Source organism: Pradoshia sp. D12 (assembly GCF_008935075.1).
In the GTDB taxonomy this organism is placed as follows: Bacteria; Bacillota; Bacilli; order Bacillales; family Pradoshiaceae; genus Pradoshia.
Genome location: NZ_CP044545.1, coordinates 3173651 through 3189838 on the forward strand (window position 1 = coordinate 3173651; position 16188 = coordinate 3189838).

Consider the following 16188-nt stretch of genomic DNA (forward strand, 5'->3'; position numbering starts at 1 on the left):
GCATATGATACCCGCAACCAAGGATAAGGAATCGAATTCCAAATTGGTACAATATTTCAATATCTTGTACAATATAGGCATACAACCCAATTGGAGGCACAGTGCATGATAATATTTGTATTTTTAATTGTAATGTCTTTTTCGTTTTTTATTTACTATAAGACAAAATACTTCAGAACCAAGTTACCTATGCAAAGAGCATATCTGTCCGGTAAATCATCCATCTCTTTAGGTGTATTTGTTGCTCTTTTCGGTCTTAATCAGCTATTCCTTTTTCATACAACTGTCACCTATATCGTCGCTGCTATTTTTATCATAGTTGGCGGATGGAGTATATATGGCGGTGTAAGAATGTATAAATATTATGCTCCCCTTGCTGAGGAAGAATATCAGGCGGCACTAAAATAATCGTATCATAATCATAACGTGAATATGCAAAATTGCCTTTATAGCTCCTATAAAGGCAATTTTTTATCGTTAACTACGCTCCAATAACTGGCAGGTCATCATGGCCTTACCGACCAATTTTCCTTCATTGAAGACTTCTATATCTACTTTTCCAAACTTCCGTCCAATTTCCAGTACCTTTGGTACAATTTCGAGTTTGCTCTCAAGCTGAACAGGCTTTAAGAAATAGATCGTCATATTCTCTACAACTAAATCACCGCGTTTATATCCTCGCAGCACTCTATTCGTTGCTTCAATTACCATAGCTGTAAATACACCATACGAGATCGTTCCCAAGTAATTAGTCATCTGAGGTGTCACCTCACACTGATAACTATCATTACCCTGAACAGCCGTCATTTGATTGGCGATGACATCATCAATCGTCTCACCGACCTGTGGTTGCCGCTGGCTCATTTGCAATGCCTTTAAAACATCTTGTCTGCTTATAATTCCAATTAAAAGATTGCGGTTATCAATGACTGGCAAGAGCTCAATACCCTCCCAAACCATCATATGAGCGGCAGATGCTACACTCGTCTTTTCACCTACAAAGATAGGATTTTTAGTCATAACTTTATCAATCTGTACGGAAGCATCAACCCCAAGAATATCCCTAGATGTAACCATTCCCTGCAGGCGCAAATTATCATCTACCACCGGAAAACGGCTATGCTTTGTCGCTTTATTCAGTTCAGTCCAACGTTCAACTGTATTTCCTGCTTTCAGTACTTCTGTTTTCTCAATTGGAATAAGAATATCTTCGACAAGTAAAATCTCTTTTTTAATCAGCTGATCATAGATTGCTCTATTAATCATTGTTGCAACAGTAAAGGTATCGTAAGACGTAGAGATCACAGGCATTTGCAATTCATCCGCAAGTTTTTTAACTGAATCCGCTGTATCAAATCCACCGGTGATGAGCACAGCTGCCCCTGTGGTTAATGCAAGTTCATGTGCTTTCACACGGTTCCCGACAATCAAAAGATTGCCTGCCTCTGTGTAACGCATCATCGCCTCAAGCTCCATAGCCCCTATGACAAATTTATTCAGAGTTTTATGAAGCCCTGATCTACCACCGAGGACCTGTCCATCAACGATATTAACAACCTCAGCAAATGTCAGTTTTTCTATGTTTTCTTTTTTCTTCCGTTCAATACGAATGGTTCCAACTCTTTCAATCGTACTGACATACCCTTTATTTTCAGCTTCTTTAATTGCTCGATAGGCGGTTCCCTCACTGACGGTCAGTGCTTTTGCAATTTGCCGTACAGAGATTTTTTGGCCAATCGGTAGTTCATCAATATATGCCAATATTTGTTCATGCTTAGTAGCCAAACTATTCACCCTTTTTCGTTATCCATTATTACTATTATAATGGGAAACGTTCCAATCAATCAATGTGACCTTTTATATTGTCTGGAAATATGGGGATTTTTTGTACCTTTTGACTGCGCAATTGTTCGTTTATTACCCACACTGTACAAAATAGCTGAAAGGTTCCCTCCCAAAACACTAAATGCGAGCGCAAGCCATGCGAATGAAAAAATGGTTTCTTCCATAGTACCTTCAAATGATAGATATGGAAGTGCCCATAATAACATCGCCAGGCCAATTACCAAACTGATACCACAACGAATTTTCATAGATTTATCCCTCCTATAAGATAAATATATGAATAAACGAAAAAAAAAGAAGTACACATAAAACTAACAGGTTCGGTTTTAAGAACAAAATTAATTATGGATACATGCAGAAGTTAATTCAATTCACATTGAATTTGCTCATTTTTGCGTGCAATAAAGGATTTTTTCAGTTGAATTCTAAGTGTTTTAGAAATTTATGTTAAACTATTTTAGTGATTGATTAGTAAATTATTCCATTAAGAGGGAAGCGTATGAAAAAGTACTTGGTTACATTGATTGTATTGATTACTTTAAGTATGGGTGGCTATTTTGTTATTGGACTATTAAACGTAACACCACCTTCACCAACCATAACTGTTGAAGATAAAAATGTAGAGGTCGCACAAGGCTCGTATTGCTGGAATGGACTCATAAATGCTGGTTGTGTTGATATGACTTCTCCTCCAGAAATTATTAAAGATCACGAATTTAAACCTGTGGTTGCATCACCTGAATCTGAATTGAACATAGAATTCAAAAACACACCGCAAGAAAATACATTAAATGTAAATCAATGGCTTACCAATGAAAAAACAGCGAATGTACATATTAGGGATAATAAGATCGTATTGCCAAAAGAAAAAGGCGTATATGGTTACGATGTATCGGCAAGATGGGAAAAGGGCGACTCAAGTTATGCTTTTGTAATAGAAATCCGCTAGTTAAAATAAATCAAGTTAAAAAGCATCGGCATAGTACCGATGCTTTTCTTGGTTACACTATGAAAAATGGTTAGATTTTAATGCTAATTCTAGTATTAATTATTCTGATATTTAGCATTTTCTACTTAAAAAACAATCCGTTCACATAAAACTCTATTTTTATAATTCAATAGATTCTCCCGGATTCAGAACCCGAACGAGTTCTGAATCACATAAGGAAGCAAAATAATATGGATCCTGCTTAATCGGTGGGAACGTATTATAGTGAATTGGAACAACTTGTTTAGGGTGCAGGAAGTCTGCAGCCAGCGCAGCATCTTCTGGCCCCATCGTGAAATTATCTCCAATCGGCAGGAATGCTAAATCAATCGGATGACGGTCACCAATCAACTTCATATCTGAGAATAAGCCTGTATCTCCGGCATGGTAAATCGTTTTACCTTCCGCTGTAATCAACAACCCTGCAGGCATCCCTCCATATATTAATTGGCCATTATCCTCAAACCCCGTTCCGTGAAAAGCTTGGGTTAATTTCACTTTTCCAAAATCAAACTCATAAGCTCCACCGATGGACATGCCATGTGTTTTTACACCTTTCCATCCCAAGTATGTACTTAATTCAAAATTACAGATTACCAACGCATCATGTTTTTTGGCCAACTGAACCGTATCACCCAAATGATCATCATGTCCATGTGTAATTAAAATATAATCCGGATTTACATCCTCCACTGTTAAATCTGTCAATTCATTTCCCGTAATAAATGGATCAATCAGCAATTGTTTCCCCTCTGTTTCGATTTTCACTACGGAATGGCCATGAAAAGATACTTTCATCTCCTTCAGTCCTTTCATTGTTTTTTCAATAAATACCCGTTAAATTAAGTTTTCTAACAATTTACATTATCCTGCATAATTGATACTCTACTTTCATAGTAACATTTACATAAAATATTATGGAGGTCCAATATGAGTAACTTAAATCACTTGGCAAATTGGCTTACCGAAAAACAGGCTGATGCTGCTTTTATCACGTCTACAGAAAATGTTTTTTACCTAAGTGGGTTCTATAGCGATCCTCATGAACGCTTATTGGCAGTAATTACTTTCCCTACTGAAGAACCTATTTTAATTTGCCCGCAAATGGAGGTTTCAGACGCAAAACAGGCTGGCTGGGGGTATGAAGTGCTTGGCATTTCTGATACCCAAAATCCATGGGAAGTTATTAAAGAAACACTGAAAAAAAGAAACATTTCTATTCAAACTCTGGCAGTGGAAAAAGAACATTTAACTATGGAACGACTTGAAGGACTTAATTCAATTTTAAACCAGCCGACATATATATCGGCGGAAGAAAAAATGCGTCAACTGCGTATGATTAAAAGTCCATCTGAATTAAAAATCATTAAAGAAGCTTGCCGTCTTGCTGACTATGCCATAAAAATCGGAACTGAAGAAATTGCAGAGGGTAAAACAGAAATGGAAATCCTGGCTGCTTTGGAGTATCAATTGAAAAGAGAAGGCGTATCCGAAATGTCCTTTGCAACAATGGTGCTAACTGGTGAAAACGCCGCTTCCCCTCATGGAGTTCCTGGACAAACGAAAGTCAAAAAAGGTGACCTGGTTCTATTCGACTTAGGTGTTGTGGTAGATGGATATTGTTCTGATATTACACGTACAGTTGCTTTCGGACAAATTAATGAAGAACAAAGGGAAATTTACAACACTGTTCTTGAGGCTCAAATTGCTGCAGTTGAAGCATGCCGACCTGGAAAAACTTGTGCCGAAATAGATTTAACAGCACGTAATATTATTAGAAATAAGGGATATGGTGACTATTTCCCTCATCGTCTTGGTCATGGCCTTGGAATTAGCGTTCACGAATATCCTTCCTTGACCGAAATCAATACACTGTCTCTTCAGGAAGGAATGGTCTTTACGATTGAGCCGGGTATTTATGTTCCTGGCAAAGCCGGCGTTCGCATAGAGGATGATCTATATGTGACTGAAAACGGGGTAGAAATTCTTACTAAATTCCCGAAAGAACTAGTAACTATTTAAGAGTACTATATAATAAACCAACAGACAGCGGGGATGAACTGCCCCTTAAAAGTTAGACACCAATCTAACTTTTAAGGGGTGTTTTTTATGTATTAAAAAAGAATACTAATCGGATTGAGAGACATTATCTTTCTTGAATCATTAAGTATTTCAAAATAATATTCAATAAATTAAGATATTCGTTATTGTATTATTTATAATATTTATAATTCATTTCAAAATATGTTCATATAATATTCCGACTTTTCGTGTAATTTATAGTATAATATAAATATACTTAAAGGAGGAGATTAATATGGCATTAACCTATAATAATATCCTTGTGGCAGTTGACGGTTCACAGGAGGCAGAATGGGCTTTCAAAAAAGCTATTGACGTAGCAAAAAGAAATGACGCTAGGTTAGTTTTAGCTCATGTTGTCGACAACCGTACATTTGCTGCAGTTGAGGCATACAGCATTTCTATTTCTGAGAGCGCTGAGCAATATGCAAAAGACCTTTTAGAGGAATATAAACAAATTGCTCTTGATGCTGGTGTTAGAGATGTAGCTCTATCTATTGAGTTTGGATCTCCAAAAGTAAAAATTCCTAAAGATATCGCTAAATCTTTTAATGTTGACTTAATTATTTGTGGCGCAACCGGTTTAAATGCTGTTGAGCGTTTCTTTATCGGAAGCGTATCTGAACATATTATTCGTTATGCAAAATGCGACGTAATGGTTATTCGTTCCGATGATAAACCTGTGGATCAAGCTGCAGCAAAGTAAGTATACACGTAATTAACAATAAAAATCCCATGCGCCGCGCATGGGATTTTTATTGTATGAGGCTCTTATTCCACTAAACTCTTTGCTTTATCAATAGCCAGTCTTACCTGATTAAAGCCAGTACCACCAGAGCTGTTTCTTCTTCTCACAGCCTCTTCCGGTTTCAAAGCTTCATAGATATCTTCCTCAATTAGATTGGATGCTTCTTTTAATTTTTCTAATGGAAGATCGAGTAGATAGTACCCCTTTTGTATACAATATAGAACTAATTTACCGACAATTTCATGCGCTTCACGAAAAGGGATTCCCTTAGCTGCCAAGTAATCAGCCAACTCGGTCGCATTTGAAAAATCGTTATAAACTGCTTCCTTCATCACATTTGTATGAACCTTCATAGTCTCTATCATTCCATTAAAAATTTTCAAAGATCCTTTTAGTGTGATAACCGTGTCAAACATGCCTTCTTTGTCCTCTTGCATGTCTTTATTGTAAGCCAGTGGCAAGCCCTTTAAGAGAGTTAATAACCCAAAGGCATTTCCATACACACGTCCGGTTTTACCGCGAATCAACTCTGCCATATCCGGATTTTTCTTTTGTGGCATAATACTTGATCCTGTTGAAAACGTATCATCCAATTCGATAAACCGATACTCTTGGCTGGACCACAAAATAATTTCTTCACTGAATCTGGATAGATGCATCATGATCAATGATGCATTATTCAAAAACTCTGCGATGAAGTCACGATCACTTACAGCATCTAAGCTATTTTCATAGATTCCATCAAACCCCATCAGCTGAGCAGTCAATTCCCGATTAATTGGGAATGTTGTACCAGCCAACGCGCCTGCTCCAAGAGGCGAGAGATTAATCCTTTTCAGGCTGTCCTGTAAACGTTCTTTATCTCGCTGAAGCATCCAAAAATAGGCCATAAAGTGATGCCCTAATGAAATAGGCTGGGCTCTTTGTAAATGAGTATATCCCGGAACAACTGTCTCGATATGCCTTTCGGCCACCTGAATCAGCGTGTTTTGGAATTCTGTAATTCCGCCGATGATTTCATTGACCTGGGAACGTAAATATAAATGCATGTCCGTTGCCACCTGGTCATTACGGCTTCTGGCAGTATGCAATTTACCTCCAACCGGCCCAATTTCATCAATAAGTAATTTTTCCAAATTTAAATGGATATCTTCAAAATCTACAGAAAAAGAGAGCTCTCCTTTTTCCGCCTTTTCTTTTAAAGAGTACAATCCATTCTTAATTAACTCGACTTCCTCTTTCGAGAGAATCTCACAGGCTCCAAGCATTGTCACATGAGCAAGGCTTCCTTCGAGGTCTTCCATCACTAATTCTTGATCAAACGCGATGGAGGCGCCAAAGGAATCAATCCATTCTTCGGCAGTTTTCGTAAATCTGCCTCCCCACAGTTTTTTCACACTGTCACCTTCTTTTGATTGTGAACCTGACTGTTTACTTTTGTAGGCAGTCCCCATAGATTGATAAATCCAACCGCACTCGCATGGTCAAATTCGTCAGCTGAAGTATAGGTTGCCAGGTTTTCATTATAAAGAGAGTATTCAGACTTTCTACCTTCCACAATAGCATGACCTTTAAATAATTTCACACGTACTACGCCAGTCACGAAGCTTTGAGATTGTTTCAAAAAGGCAATCAAAGCATCTTTCAGCGGTGAAAACCATAGGCCCTCATAAATGAGTTCAGTTAATTTCTTCTCAATTACAGGCTTAAAATGTGCCAATTCTTTAACCATTGTTAGGTCTTCCAGTTCTTTGTGCGCTTTAATTAAAGTTAATGCACCAGGACACTCGTATACTTCCCTTGACTTAATTCCAACCAAACGGTTCTCCACATGATCAATTCTGCCAACACCATGTTTACCAGCAAGATTATTAAGATTCTGGATTAATGCGGCTAAAGGAGATTCAACTCCATTTAATGCAACAGGTACTCCTTCTTTAAACGTAATCTCAATAATATCTGGTGTATCAGGAGTATGTTCAAGAGCTGTTGTTAAATCATACGCTCCCTCCGGAGGGGCTGCCCAGGGATCCTCAAGAACTCCGCATTCATTACTGCGTCCCCATAAATTTTGGTCAATTGAGTATGGGCTATCTAAATTAATCGGTACAGGAATATTATTTTGTTTTGCATATTCAATCTCTTCCTCGCGAGACCAGCTCCAGTCTCTAACCGGTGCAAGTACCTTCAAGTTAGGGTTCAAAGCTTGAATTGATACTTCAAAACGTACTTGATCATTCCCTTTTCCTGTACAGCCATGTGCCACAGCAACAGCATTTTCTTTTTCCGCTACTTCAACAAGTTTTTTTGCAATCAATGGTCGGGATAAAGCAGAAATCAATGGATATTTCCCCTCATACATTGCATGCGCCTGAAGAGCTACTAACGCATAATCATTAGCAAATTCTTCTCTGGCATCTATAACATAGGAAGAACAGGCACCAACCTTAATAGCCTTCTCTTTTATAAAATCTAAATCTTTGCCTTCGCCTACATCCAGGCAGCATGCTACCACGTCATACCCCTTTTGTTTTAACCAGGAAATAGCAACTGATGTATCTAATCCTCCTGAATAGGCAAGTACTACTTTATTTTTATTCATGAACGTTCCCCTCCGATGTATATTTATTCAAATAAAAATGTTTTTATGCAATTAGAATATGTTATTCACTTTACCAACATTATGTGACTTTTTCAAGTATTTCCTGAAAATTTATTTTATGCCGAATCATTGTAACTTTCCGCTATTATAAATTACAAAAGAAATTCGTATATATTAGCCAGATTGTGTAAACTATTTGTATGAATGAACATTGGGAGTGAATTAAAATGGAGGATTTTTTCATATACGATGAACGTCTGGGTATACCGATTCCTCACCTGAAATTGGACTTTGCTGTCTACCCTCCTATTGTACAAAAAGCCATCCTAAACCGTTGGGAACAAATTAGAGGGGAGATCCCAGAGCGTATACAGGATATTGAACGGATTATTAATCATAAATTAAATCAGTTAAATGATGAAGATGATTTTGAGGTTTCATGTACTCTAAATTACGAAATTGCTGAACATGCCTCAATCATAAATGATTTATGGATTTGGTACAGAACTGAACAGGATTTAACAGGAAAAAAACATTTATAATTTGTGGTCTATTATCAAAAAAACCGCCCATTATTGTGGGCGGTTTTTTTGATAATATTCATAAATTATGCAATTTAATCTTCCCTTACTTCCCGATGAAATGTCCATGCTCTGGAAAGTTAATTTCTCCAATACTAATTTACAAACTTTTTTAGATCCGGGTATTTTAAATAAATCAGTTGAAATCTGCTGAAGACCTATATCAGTTACAACCATATCCATTCGAGAGCTTACTCCCTATATGTAGCTACACACGGTTGATACATCTATCAAAGGTTCTCTTTTTCACTTAAGTAACGATATTTATAAAATTTATCTGCAAAATCCGTAACTTTTTTTGTTAGACGATAATTAGCACCTGAACCGATAGCCATGCTTAGAATTGGTATTCCCTTAAATACCTTTTTCCTAAAGAAATATATAGCCATCACCTTCATCATTTGTTTAATAGGCTGATCAAACCAAAAAACATTGCTCAACTCATCTTCCCCTTCATAGAAATAAGAAGGTGAATGATCCAAATCCTCCATTAAGGTCTCCCAGAAATACTTTTGCATACGTTCTGGCATTGTACCAGCATGGAATACCTTTAGTGAAATCATAATTTCATATGGGGTGTTCATTTCAAAACCATATGAAATTCCAATCAGCTGAATACTCCTTAAATTGATCACCATTTGAGCCGGCAAATCCGCTGCTAAAGCCACCCCTCCATTTACAGCCGAAATACCTCCCTGAACGAGAGAATACATCCGATGTCTGGCCACTTGCTGTTCAGCGATATAGGCCAACTGATCAATGGAAAGCTCTTTTAAGTCTTTTAGTGTTGATATATTTTCATCAAAAACGCGGGCATTTGTAAGTATACGATTCCTTGCATCAAGTTGGAATTGAGACTCATGAATCATGGAGTGCAGGTGAAATAACCAATTATCCATTTTCGAGAAAAACTCCTGTTGTGTACTCTCCGGCAACAGCGTGAACATATTCTCTATCCACCGATCATAATATGTTTCAAAATCGGTTGGCTCACTTGCCTTCATCTCCGCTTCCCACTCTTTTATTTCCATCCAAATTTCCTGATCCCGTTTCGTCAACGCCATATAATGATCACCTCTTTAAATGGTCTGATACAAAAAGTATATCACATATCGTACCAATTCCTATATTCTCGAAAATAGCTGTACAGAAGTCCTATGAATGAACAGATATAAGAATAACGCAAGATAACATCATCCATTTGAATACTCCTGAGTGAATTTAATAGCACTAAACACAAAAAAGGAATTCAGACTAGGAGCTATAAAGCTCTAGTCCGAATTCCTTTTATCATTAAACTAAAATTATGCAAGTTATTAATGTGTTAAACGTACCACATCACGGGCAATCATTACTTCTTCATCAGTTGGGATAATGATAACTTTAACTGGTGAATATGGATGGTTCACAAATTGCTCTTTTCCACGTACATTGTTTAAAGCTGGATCCCAATATACGCCCATGAATTCTAAACCTTTTAATACACGCGCACGGATTTCAGAACTATTTTCACCAATACCAGCTGTGAAGATAATTGCATCTACCCCGTTCATTTTCGCTGCGTAGGATCCAATATATTTGTGAATACCATCAGCAAATTTAGAGATAGCCAATTCAGCGCGCTCGTTACCTTCTTCAGCCGCTTGTTCAATATCACGTAAGTCGCTGGAGAAACCGGAAACACCAAGCATACCGGATTTTTTATTAAGAATATTGATTACATCATCAGCTGTTTTACCTGTTTTAGCCATTAAGAATGGGATTAAGGCAGGGTCTAAGCTTCCGGATCTTGTTCCCATTGTTAAACCTTCCAATGGAGTGAATCCCATAGTTGTATCGATAGATTTTCCGCCTTCAATTGCGGTAATACTTGCTCCATTACCTAAGTGGCAGGAGATTAAACGCAATTGCTCTAGAGGACGTTTTAATAGCTCAGCTGCACGCTCGGATACATATTTATGAGAAGTTCCGTGGAAACCATATTTACGGATTCCGTATTCTTTATAATAGTCGTATGGCAAGCTGTACAGATAAGAGCTTTCAGGCATTGTTTGGTGGAATGCTGTATCGAAAACAGCAACCGCTGGTACGTTTGGCAATACTTCACGAAAAGCTCTGATACCAGTTGCGTTCGCACGATTGTGAAGCGGCGCTAATTCAGCCAAGTCTTCAATTTGCTCCAATACTTCATCCGTAATAACAGCAGAATCCTTAAAGATTTCTCCGCCATGTACGATTCTGTGTCCAATTCCTTCAATTTCTTCAAGGGAATTGATGATTTTATATTCAGTAAGCTTTTCAAGCAAAAGCTTTACAGCAACGGAATGGTCAGGTATTTCTGTAACCATCGTTTTCTTTTCTCCATTTACTGTAATTGTAAAAATGGAGTCTTGAAGTCCGATTCTTTCTACAATCCCTTTAGTGATTACAGTTTCCTCAGGCATCTCAAATAATTGAAATTTCAAAGAGGAACTCCCAGCATTAATCGCGATTATTTTTGACATATATTCTCTGCTCCTTACATTTATGAATAGCATCGATGTTACACGGTAACTGCTTATTTTATATGTTCTCGATTCCAATTAAAACATTGAACAAGCGTTCTCGCAAGCCGAAATTACTTTGTTACCGTTTTCACAATAATATTATTTTATTTAAACAATTCTAACTTGTCAAAAAATTTATATAACGGTAATAAAACTTTCTTTTACTTTTCTTCTTCTATCCATGCATCAATTTTACTTAACATGGAAGCTGTAGCTGCCCTGTCAGATAGCTTCGGCATATTGACGAGCAAAACCTGCTTTGGTGCTTTTATATCTTTCCCTTTTTTCTGCAGGATAAGAATACTTTTAGCCGATTGCTTCGATTGGAATAAACTTTCAGGCAGCTGAATCATCCCCTGAATATATCCCTCTTCGTTAATAAATTGATGAAGAGCCTTTGCTTCAACTGTGTTGAAAAGATCATTAGGAATCAGGAAAAATAGATATGCCCCTTCTTTTGAATACGTGAAGCTTTGTTCAATTAATAAATGATGGGCATATGACATACCATTTTCAGATTTCACTTTAAAATCGGCTGCTCTCTGATCGTTTGGATAATAGCCTACCGGTAAATCACAAACTACTGCATCTGCAGGGTTAATAAACAACGGCTGCAGGCTATCCTGATGTAAAAATTGGATAGGATGGCCGATGAGATTAGCTCCACAATAGGCGAGTCGAATTAAAGTTTCATCGACCTCAACACCTGTAGCATCTAGCTCCTTTTTATCCAGTGAATTTAAAATAGAAAACAGAAGGTTACCTGTTCCGACTGCCAAATCAGTAATCGTTAACGTATCTTGATTTTTGGTGAATTTTTCGAGCAGATAAGCAAATAGAAATCCCAAGGCATCCGGAGTCATTTGATGATTTGCCTGAACATTAGATCTGCTGGATTTTAATACTGCCAATTGCCAACCTTTACGGATATCTTCTTTACTAAACTGCTCCAAAGGTTTATCCTGATAGCTGTTTTTCAAACGTTTGACTGCCAGTTCACTCAATTCTTCCTGAAGCACGGCATTATGGAACCAATTTTCTCCTGTTTCAGCGATGGCTTCCAACTCTGTAATCCCTAGTTCGTCCTGTATTATAGTTGCGGTAGATGTTATCAATTCGTATATAGATTCAACATTTGTTGTGATCATTTTAAGTTCCTCCAGCTTTTGTGCATTTTACTTTCCCCATTGTAGTATTACGTTTCATAAAGGACAAGTCTAATCATTCAAAAAAAATACGTTCATTAAAAACGCCCCTTAAACGTTAGAAAAGCCTGTCTAACTTTAAGGGGCAGAAAGTTTATATAGAGCTTTTTACTTTGCAGCTTTAGCTGCTTCAAGCGCTGCTTCATATTGCGGATGCGTAGTGCCTTCCGGTACATATTCCACATATGTCACTTTATTATTGCTGTCAACTACAAAAACAGCACGTGCCAATAAACGTAATTCTTTCATTAGTACTCCGTAAGCCTCTCCAAAAGAAGCGTCTCGGTGATCAGAAACCGTTATGACGTTTTCTAAACCTGCTGCTGCACACCAGCGTTTTTGAGCAAAAGGAAGATCCATACTTACTGTCATTACAACAACATCCCCTGCTTTTGCTGCCTCTTCATTGAATTTTCTTGTTTGAGTATCACAAACGCCTGTATCCAAAGAAGGTACGACACTAATAATTCTTACTTTTCCATCTGTATCTTTCAATGTTACTGGGGATAAATCATTAGCCAACACTGTAAAATCAGGTGCAGTGTCACCTACTTTTACTTCCTTACCAATCAATGTAACCGGATTACCTTTAAATGTTACTGTTGCCACACCAATTCCTCCTTATATTCCGATATATTCTCTACATTCTTAAGTATAGAGATATTCAAACTCTTTGTAAAAAAATAACCACATTCGCATGGAATGTGGTTATGATAAAACTTTACTAACAATCACATAAAGCTATTCCCTGATTCATTGGAAGAGGAATCTGAAGCATCCTGAGAATTAGAGTTATTTTTTTTATTGTTTTTCCCTACCTTCGAAATCATTGATTCTACCTTATCCATAGCAATCGGAGCTGAATCAAGAATTTTTTCGATTAGATGTGTACTCTCATTAAGATGAAGCATTTTTACACCATGAGCATTAACAATTAGAAACGCAATCGGTGTGATTGAAACACCACCTGCAGCTCCTCCACCGAATGGATGACGCTTCTCCTCGCCAGTACCCTGGCTTCCTCCTCGGCTAATTTGATAGTCACTGCCTCCAGCTGCATAGCCAAATCCAACCTTTGACACAGTCATTATCACACTGCCATCAGGAGTTTCTACGGGATCACCAATAATCGTATTAACATCAATCATACTTTTTAAGTTTTCCATTGCTGAATTCATAAGACCTTCAATTGGATGATTGGACATTTTATAACCTCCTGCATAGTTTTGCTTATTTCAAATTTTCATTTCCTATTCCCTTAGCATTAAACGCGCTAGCTTCCATCCTGCAACTATAGTTTTTGCCATTCGGACACGGGCTATGCATTCGATTTTCGTTTCAAATGGTTTCTTGACTGAGAAATATGGGATAATATCGATTTTAGGAGGTATCATTAATGAAAAATACTGACTGATGATACCAATAGCTCCGCCAGTTAACCCCCATAATGCTCCGGTTGCCACTGCTGTTGTTGATGCTTCACCTGTACCGTAATGAATTTCCATTTGCAAATCTGTCATTTGTATTTTAGAGGTGAATTTTTTTACAGTTTCTTGATAACTCCTAAATTGTGAAAGCATTTCCTTCAGATTCTGAAAGGCAGCTTGAACACCATCCATAGATAAAGATTCATCAGCAGAGGATTCACTTTGGTTTGATTGATTTTGTTGTCGATAAGTACTTTCTCGATAAGAAGAAGGCTGATATTTTTCGTCAGACAGCTGTACTACTTTAGAATAGTGGATAAGGCCTCTCCATAATTGAATCTTTATAATTGCCTTATTCTTTTCCTGAGTGTGATGATATTCAATATGTATCGTTACTTTCGAAAGCAAAAAGACGGATATAAGGATTAGCACAACTATACAAATCAGTAATAAAAGCTTCATCGTTTATATCCTCCCGAGTACGTCATCAAACAAACAGTATGGTCAATCATAACTGAATCTAAACTTCTCATTGACTTTTTTAACGTCGAGATAGCAAAAAGACCCCTTCTAACAGAAGGAGTCCTTTATAACCTGTATTTATTTACCGCGCTCTTCCAACACAACAACTGTATCACTGAACATATCATGAAAGCCCTGTTTCTTTGGATTAAATGCAATAACGATATAACCGAGCATAAGTACAGCGGAGATATATCGGCCAATCCATTCTCTAAAAATTACTGTTTTCCAATCCAAAGGCGTTCCATCCAATGATACCACTCTAAGACCCATAATCATTTTTCCTAGAGATTGGGCTAAAAATTTGGAAGTAAGAATGAAATACCCGAAAAATACTATCGAATCAACTATGGTATAAGCTGAGAAGATACCCGTATTATCCATAGAAATATCAAACAGTCTGAATATCGGATTGATAAATAATCGACTTATGCTGCCAATTACTATAAGATCGATGAGATAAGCCCAGAATCTCATCCAAAATCCTGCACGCAGATGGTTTGGAATAGAGTCAGGAGGCTGTATCTGTTCGTCTAAAGTCAGTTCTTCTTGATAATCTTCCATTTTCCACCCTCCTTAATTCGCAGAATATAGATACATCATCCGTGGCGATTGATTTTCAGTCATTAGGCTTTTGATCGTGCTTACCTCATCATTCACGCCTGCCCATTGCTGCATTTTCATCGAAAATAATGAGCTTAGGCTATCTGATCCAACTAAACGAACCACTTGTGCACCTTTTAGATTTTCACTTTTTTTCATATCGGCAATTACATCCTCTAAATAACCAAGCTCATCAATTAAATTAATCTCCTTTGCTTGACGGCCATCGTAGATACGCCCATCAGCAATTTTTCTTACTTCATCCTCAGGCATACTGCGCCCTTCCGCAATGACCTTCACGAATTGATCATAGGAGCTGGTAACCATCGATTGAAGAATTTCCTTTTCATCCTCTGTCACTTCTCTAAATGGATTCATAAGATCCTTAAATTTACCGCTTTTAATAGTGACCATGTCGATTCCATACTTTTCAGCTAACCCTTTAAAGTTATAGCTTTGCATAATGACTCCGAGTGACCCTGTCATTGTTTCCGGACTGGCAAATATCTTGTCGGCCGGTGTTGAAATATAATAACCTCCAGATGCAGCCTGTGAACCCATTGATACATATATTGGTTTCTTTGTTTCCTTTTTAATTTGCATTAACTTATTATGTATTTCCGCACTTTCCACGACACCTCCACCTGGGCTGTTGACGCGTAAAATAATTCCTTTGACCGTATCATTGTCCTTAATGGCATTCAATCTTTCCATAAAGGATCGGTGATTATAGGCTTCAGCCGTAAAATAACTTTCTTCCTCACCTGTGTCCTGAATGACTCCTTCTACATCCATGACAACAATTTGACTGTTCACATCCCCTTCTTCAATGATATCCTCCTCAAATAATGTATCCTCAAACAAATTTGTCATAGCAGACTCTTCACTTGAAAATGTTGAGATAGCATTCATAAGAACGGATACAAAAAATATCACCGCTGCTATTCCAAGTGCCAACCATCTTTTTTTACTCATACAAATTGTCCCCCAATCATGCTTTAAGTAGTTTTAATGTTCTTATTATTCATGATAGAATTAT

At 37.4% G+C, this 16188-nt stretch carries 19 protein-coding genes; 5 read left to right on the top strand and 14 right to left on the bottom strand.

Annotation, left to right across the window (positions count from 1 at the left end):
* The first annotated feature begins 105 nt into the window (after positions 1-105).
* Positions 106-408 carry a YtpI family protein gene (locus F7984_RS15220; protein ID WP_066108943.1) on the top strand — a complete coding sequence of 101 codons (303 nt, stop codon included), beginning with the start codon at positions 106-108 and terminating at the stop codon, positions 406-408.
* A 69-nt stretch (positions 409-477) separates the two neighbouring features.
* Here F7984_RS15220 and F7984_RS15225 read toward each other — a convergent pair whose 3' ends face one another.
* Positions 478-1785 (bottom strand): CBS domain-containing protein, encoded by a 1308-nt coding sequence (locus F7984_RS15225; protein ID WP_066108946.1) that lies wholly within the window; start codon positions 1783-1785, stop codon positions 478-480.
* Positions 1786-1844: 59 nt separating this feature from the next.
* Entirely contained in the window at positions 1845-2093 is a 249-nt protein-coding gene (locus F7984_RS15230; RefSeq protein ID WP_140462225.1) for a hypothetical protein, read from the bottom strand.
* Between the two features lie 251 nt (positions 2094-2344).
* Between F7984_RS15230 and F7984_RS15235 the strand changes: the two genes are divergently transcribed.
* The gene (locus F7984_RS15235) at positions 2345-2794 is read left to right on the top strand and encodes a hypothetical protein (protein WP_140462224.1); all 450 of its coding nucleotides are present in this window, start codon (positions 2345-2347) and stop codon (positions 2792-2794) included.
* 159 nt (positions 2795-2953) lie between these two features.
* On the opposite strand, the gene F7984_RS15240 is transcribed toward F7984_RS15235, so the two are convergent.
* Positions 2954-3631 carry a metal-dependent hydrolase gene (locus F7984_RS15240; protein ID WP_140462223.1) on the bottom strand — a complete coding sequence of 226 codons (678 nt, stop codon included), beginning with the start codon at positions 3629-3631 and terminating at the stop codon, positions 2954-2956.
* Between the two features lie 132 nt (positions 3632-3763).
* On the opposite strand from F7984_RS15240, the gene F7984_RS15245 reads away from it, so the two are divergent.
* Both F7984_RS15245 and F7984_RS15250 read left to right on the top strand, forming a co-directional pair.
* Positions 3764-4855 (top strand): M24 family metallopeptidase, encoded by a 1092-nt coding sequence (locus tag F7984_RS15245; RefSeq protein WP_066108958.1) that lies wholly within the window; start codon positions 3764-3766, stop codon positions 4853-4855.
* Positions 4856-5150: 295 nt separating this feature from the next.
* Positions 5151-5621 carry a universal stress protein gene (locus F7984_RS15250; RefSeq protein ID WP_066108961.1) on the top strand — a complete coding sequence of 157 codons (471 nt, stop codon included), beginning with the start codon at positions 5151-5153 and terminating at the stop codon, positions 5619-5621.
* Between the two features lie 65 nt (positions 5622-5686).
* Here the strand turns inward: F7984_RS15250 and argH are convergent, their stop codons facing one another.
* Together argH and F7984_RS15260 are read right to left on the bottom strand one after the other, a co-directional pair.
* Complete coding sequence (gene argH / locus F7984_RS15255) at positions 5687-7060, bottom strand: argininosuccinate lyase (protein WP_139892799.1); 1374 nt, start codon at positions 7058-7060, stop codon at positions 5687-5689.
* Positions 7057-8265 (bottom strand): argininosuccinate synthase, encoded by a 1209-nt coding sequence (locus tag F7984_RS15260; protein ID WP_066108966.1) that lies wholly within the window; start codon positions 8263-8265, stop codon positions 7057-7059. Before F7984_RS15260 ends, argH begins: the two co-directional genes overlap by 4 nt.
* A gap of 227 nt (positions 8266-8492) precedes the next feature.
* Between F7984_RS15260 and F7984_RS15265 the strand changes: the two genes are divergently transcribed.
* Positions 8493-8807 (top strand): hypothetical protein, encoded by a 315-nt coding sequence (locus tag F7984_RS15265; RefSeq protein WP_066108968.1) that lies wholly within the window; start codon positions 8493-8495, stop codon positions 8805-8807.
* A gap of 30 nt (positions 8808-8837) precedes the next feature.
* Here F7984_RS15265 and F7984_RS15270 read toward each other — a convergent pair whose 3' ends face one another.
* The 9 genes from F7984_RS15270 to sppA form a co-directional block, all read right to left on the bottom strand.
* The gene (locus tag F7984_RS15270) at positions 8838-9029 is read right to left on the bottom strand and encodes a hypothetical protein (protein WP_139892798.1); all 192 of its coding nucleotides are present in this window, start codon (positions 9027-9029) and stop codon (positions 8838-8840) included.
* Between the two features lie 47 nt (positions 9030-9076).
* Positions 9077-9910 (bottom strand): EcsC family protein, encoded by an 834-nt coding sequence (locus tag F7984_RS15275; protein WP_139892797.1) that lies wholly within the window; start codon positions 9908-9910, stop codon positions 9077-9079.
* Positions 9911-10162: 252 nt separating this feature from the next.
* On the bottom strand, positions 10163-11350 hold the full coding sequence (locus F7984_RS15280) for an acetate kinase (protein ID WP_066108974.1): 1188 nt from the start codon (positions 11348-11350) through the stop codon (positions 10163-10165).
* 203 nt (positions 11351-11553) lie between these two features.
* The gene (locus tag F7984_RS15285) at positions 11554-12540 is read right to left on the bottom strand and encodes a class I SAM-dependent methyltransferase (protein ID WP_139892796.1); all 987 of its coding nucleotides are present in this window, start codon (positions 12538-12540) and stop codon (positions 11554-11556) included.
* A gap of 165 nt (positions 12541-12705) precedes the next feature.
* Positions 12706-13206, bottom strand: a complete 501-nt coding sequence (tpx, locus tag F7984_RS15290; protein ID WP_066108980.1) for a thiol peroxidase — start codon at positions 13204-13206, stop codon at positions 12706-12708.
* A 122-nt stretch (positions 13207-13328) separates the two neighbouring features.
* Positions 13329-13802 carry a GerW family sporulation protein gene (ytfJ, locus tag F7984_RS15295; protein WP_066108985.1) on the bottom strand — a complete coding sequence of 158 codons (474 nt, stop codon included), beginning with the start codon at positions 13800-13802 and terminating at the stop codon, positions 13329-13331.
* A gap of 45 nt (positions 13803-13847) precedes the next feature.
* A complete protein-coding gene (locus F7984_RS15300) occupies positions 13848-14486 on the bottom strand; it encodes a DUF2953 domain-containing protein (protein WP_139892795.1) in 639 nt (212 codons plus the stop codon).
* A 138-nt stretch (positions 14487-14624) separates the two neighbouring features.
* A complete protein-coding gene (locus F7984_RS15305) occupies positions 14625-15110 on the bottom strand; it encodes an RDD family protein (protein WP_077248180.1) in 486 nt (161 codons plus the stop codon).
* Positions 15111-15122: 12 nt separating this feature from the next.
* Positions 15123-16124, bottom strand: coding sequence for a signal peptide peptidase SppA (gene sppA, locus F7984_RS15310; protein ID WP_140462222.1), 1002 nt, complete (start codon positions 16122-16124; stop codon positions 15123-15125).
* Positions 16125-16188: the final 64 nt, after the last annotated feature.

Coding starts and splice junctions, on each gene's coding strand:
- F7984_RS15220 (WP_066108943.1), top strand. CDS start 106: ATGATAATATTTGTATTTTTAATTGTAATGTCTTTTTCGTTTTTTATT.
- F7984_RS15230 (WP_140462225.1), bottom strand. CDS start 2,093: ATGAAAATTCGTTGTGGTATCAGTTTGGTAATTGGCCTGGCGATGTTA.
- F7984_RS15235 (WP_140462224.1), top strand. CDS start 2,345: ATGAAAAAGTACTTGGTTACATTGATTGTATTGATTACTTTAAGTATG.
- F7984_RS15240 (WP_140462223.1), bottom strand. CDS start 3,631: ATGAAAGTATCTTTTCATGGCCATTCCGTAGTGAAAATCGAAACAGAG.
- F7984_RS15245 (WP_066108958.1), top strand. CDS start 3,764: ATGAGTAACTTAAATCACTTGGCAAATTGGCTTACCGAAAAACAGGCT.
- F7984_RS15250 (WP_066108961.1), top strand. CDS start 5,151: ATGGCATTAACCTATAATAATATCCTTGTGGCAGTTGACGGTTCACAG.
- F7984_RS15260 (WP_066108966.1), bottom strand. CDS start 8,265: ATGAATAAAAATAAAGTAGTACTTGCCTATTCAGGAGGATTAGATACA.
- F7984_RS15265 (WP_066108968.1), top strand. CDS start 8,493: ATGGAGGATTTTTTCATATACGATGAACGTCTGGGTATACCGATTCCT.
- F7984_RS15270 (WP_139892798.1), bottom strand. CDS start 9,029: ATGGATATGGTTGTAACTGATATAGGTCTTCAGCAGATTTCAACTGAT.
- F7984_RS15275 (WP_139892797.1), bottom strand. CDS start 9,910: ATGGCGTTGACGAAACGGGATCAGGAAATTTGGATGGAAATAAAAGAG.
- F7984_RS15280 (WP_066108974.1), bottom strand. CDS start 11,350: ATGTCAAAAATAATCGCGATTAATGCTGGGAGTTCCTCTTTGAAATTT.
- F7984_RS15285 (WP_139892796.1), bottom strand. CDS start 12,540: ATGATCACAACAAATGTTGAATCTATATACGAATTGATAACATCTACC.
- ytfJ (WP_066108985.1), bottom strand. CDS start 13,802: ATGTCCAATCATCCAATTGAAGGTCTTATGAATTCAGCAATGGAAAAC.
- F7984_RS15300 (WP_139892795.1), bottom strand. CDS start 14,486: ATGAAGCTTTTATTACTGATTTGTATAGTTGTGCTAATCCTTATATCC.
- F7984_RS15305 (WP_077248180.1), bottom strand. CDS start 15,110: ATGGAAGATTATCAAGAAGAACTGACTTTAGACGAACAGATACAGCCT.
- sppA (WP_140462222.1), bottom strand. CDS start 16,124: ATGAGTAAAAAAAGATGGTTGGCACTTGGAATAGCAGCGGTGATATTT.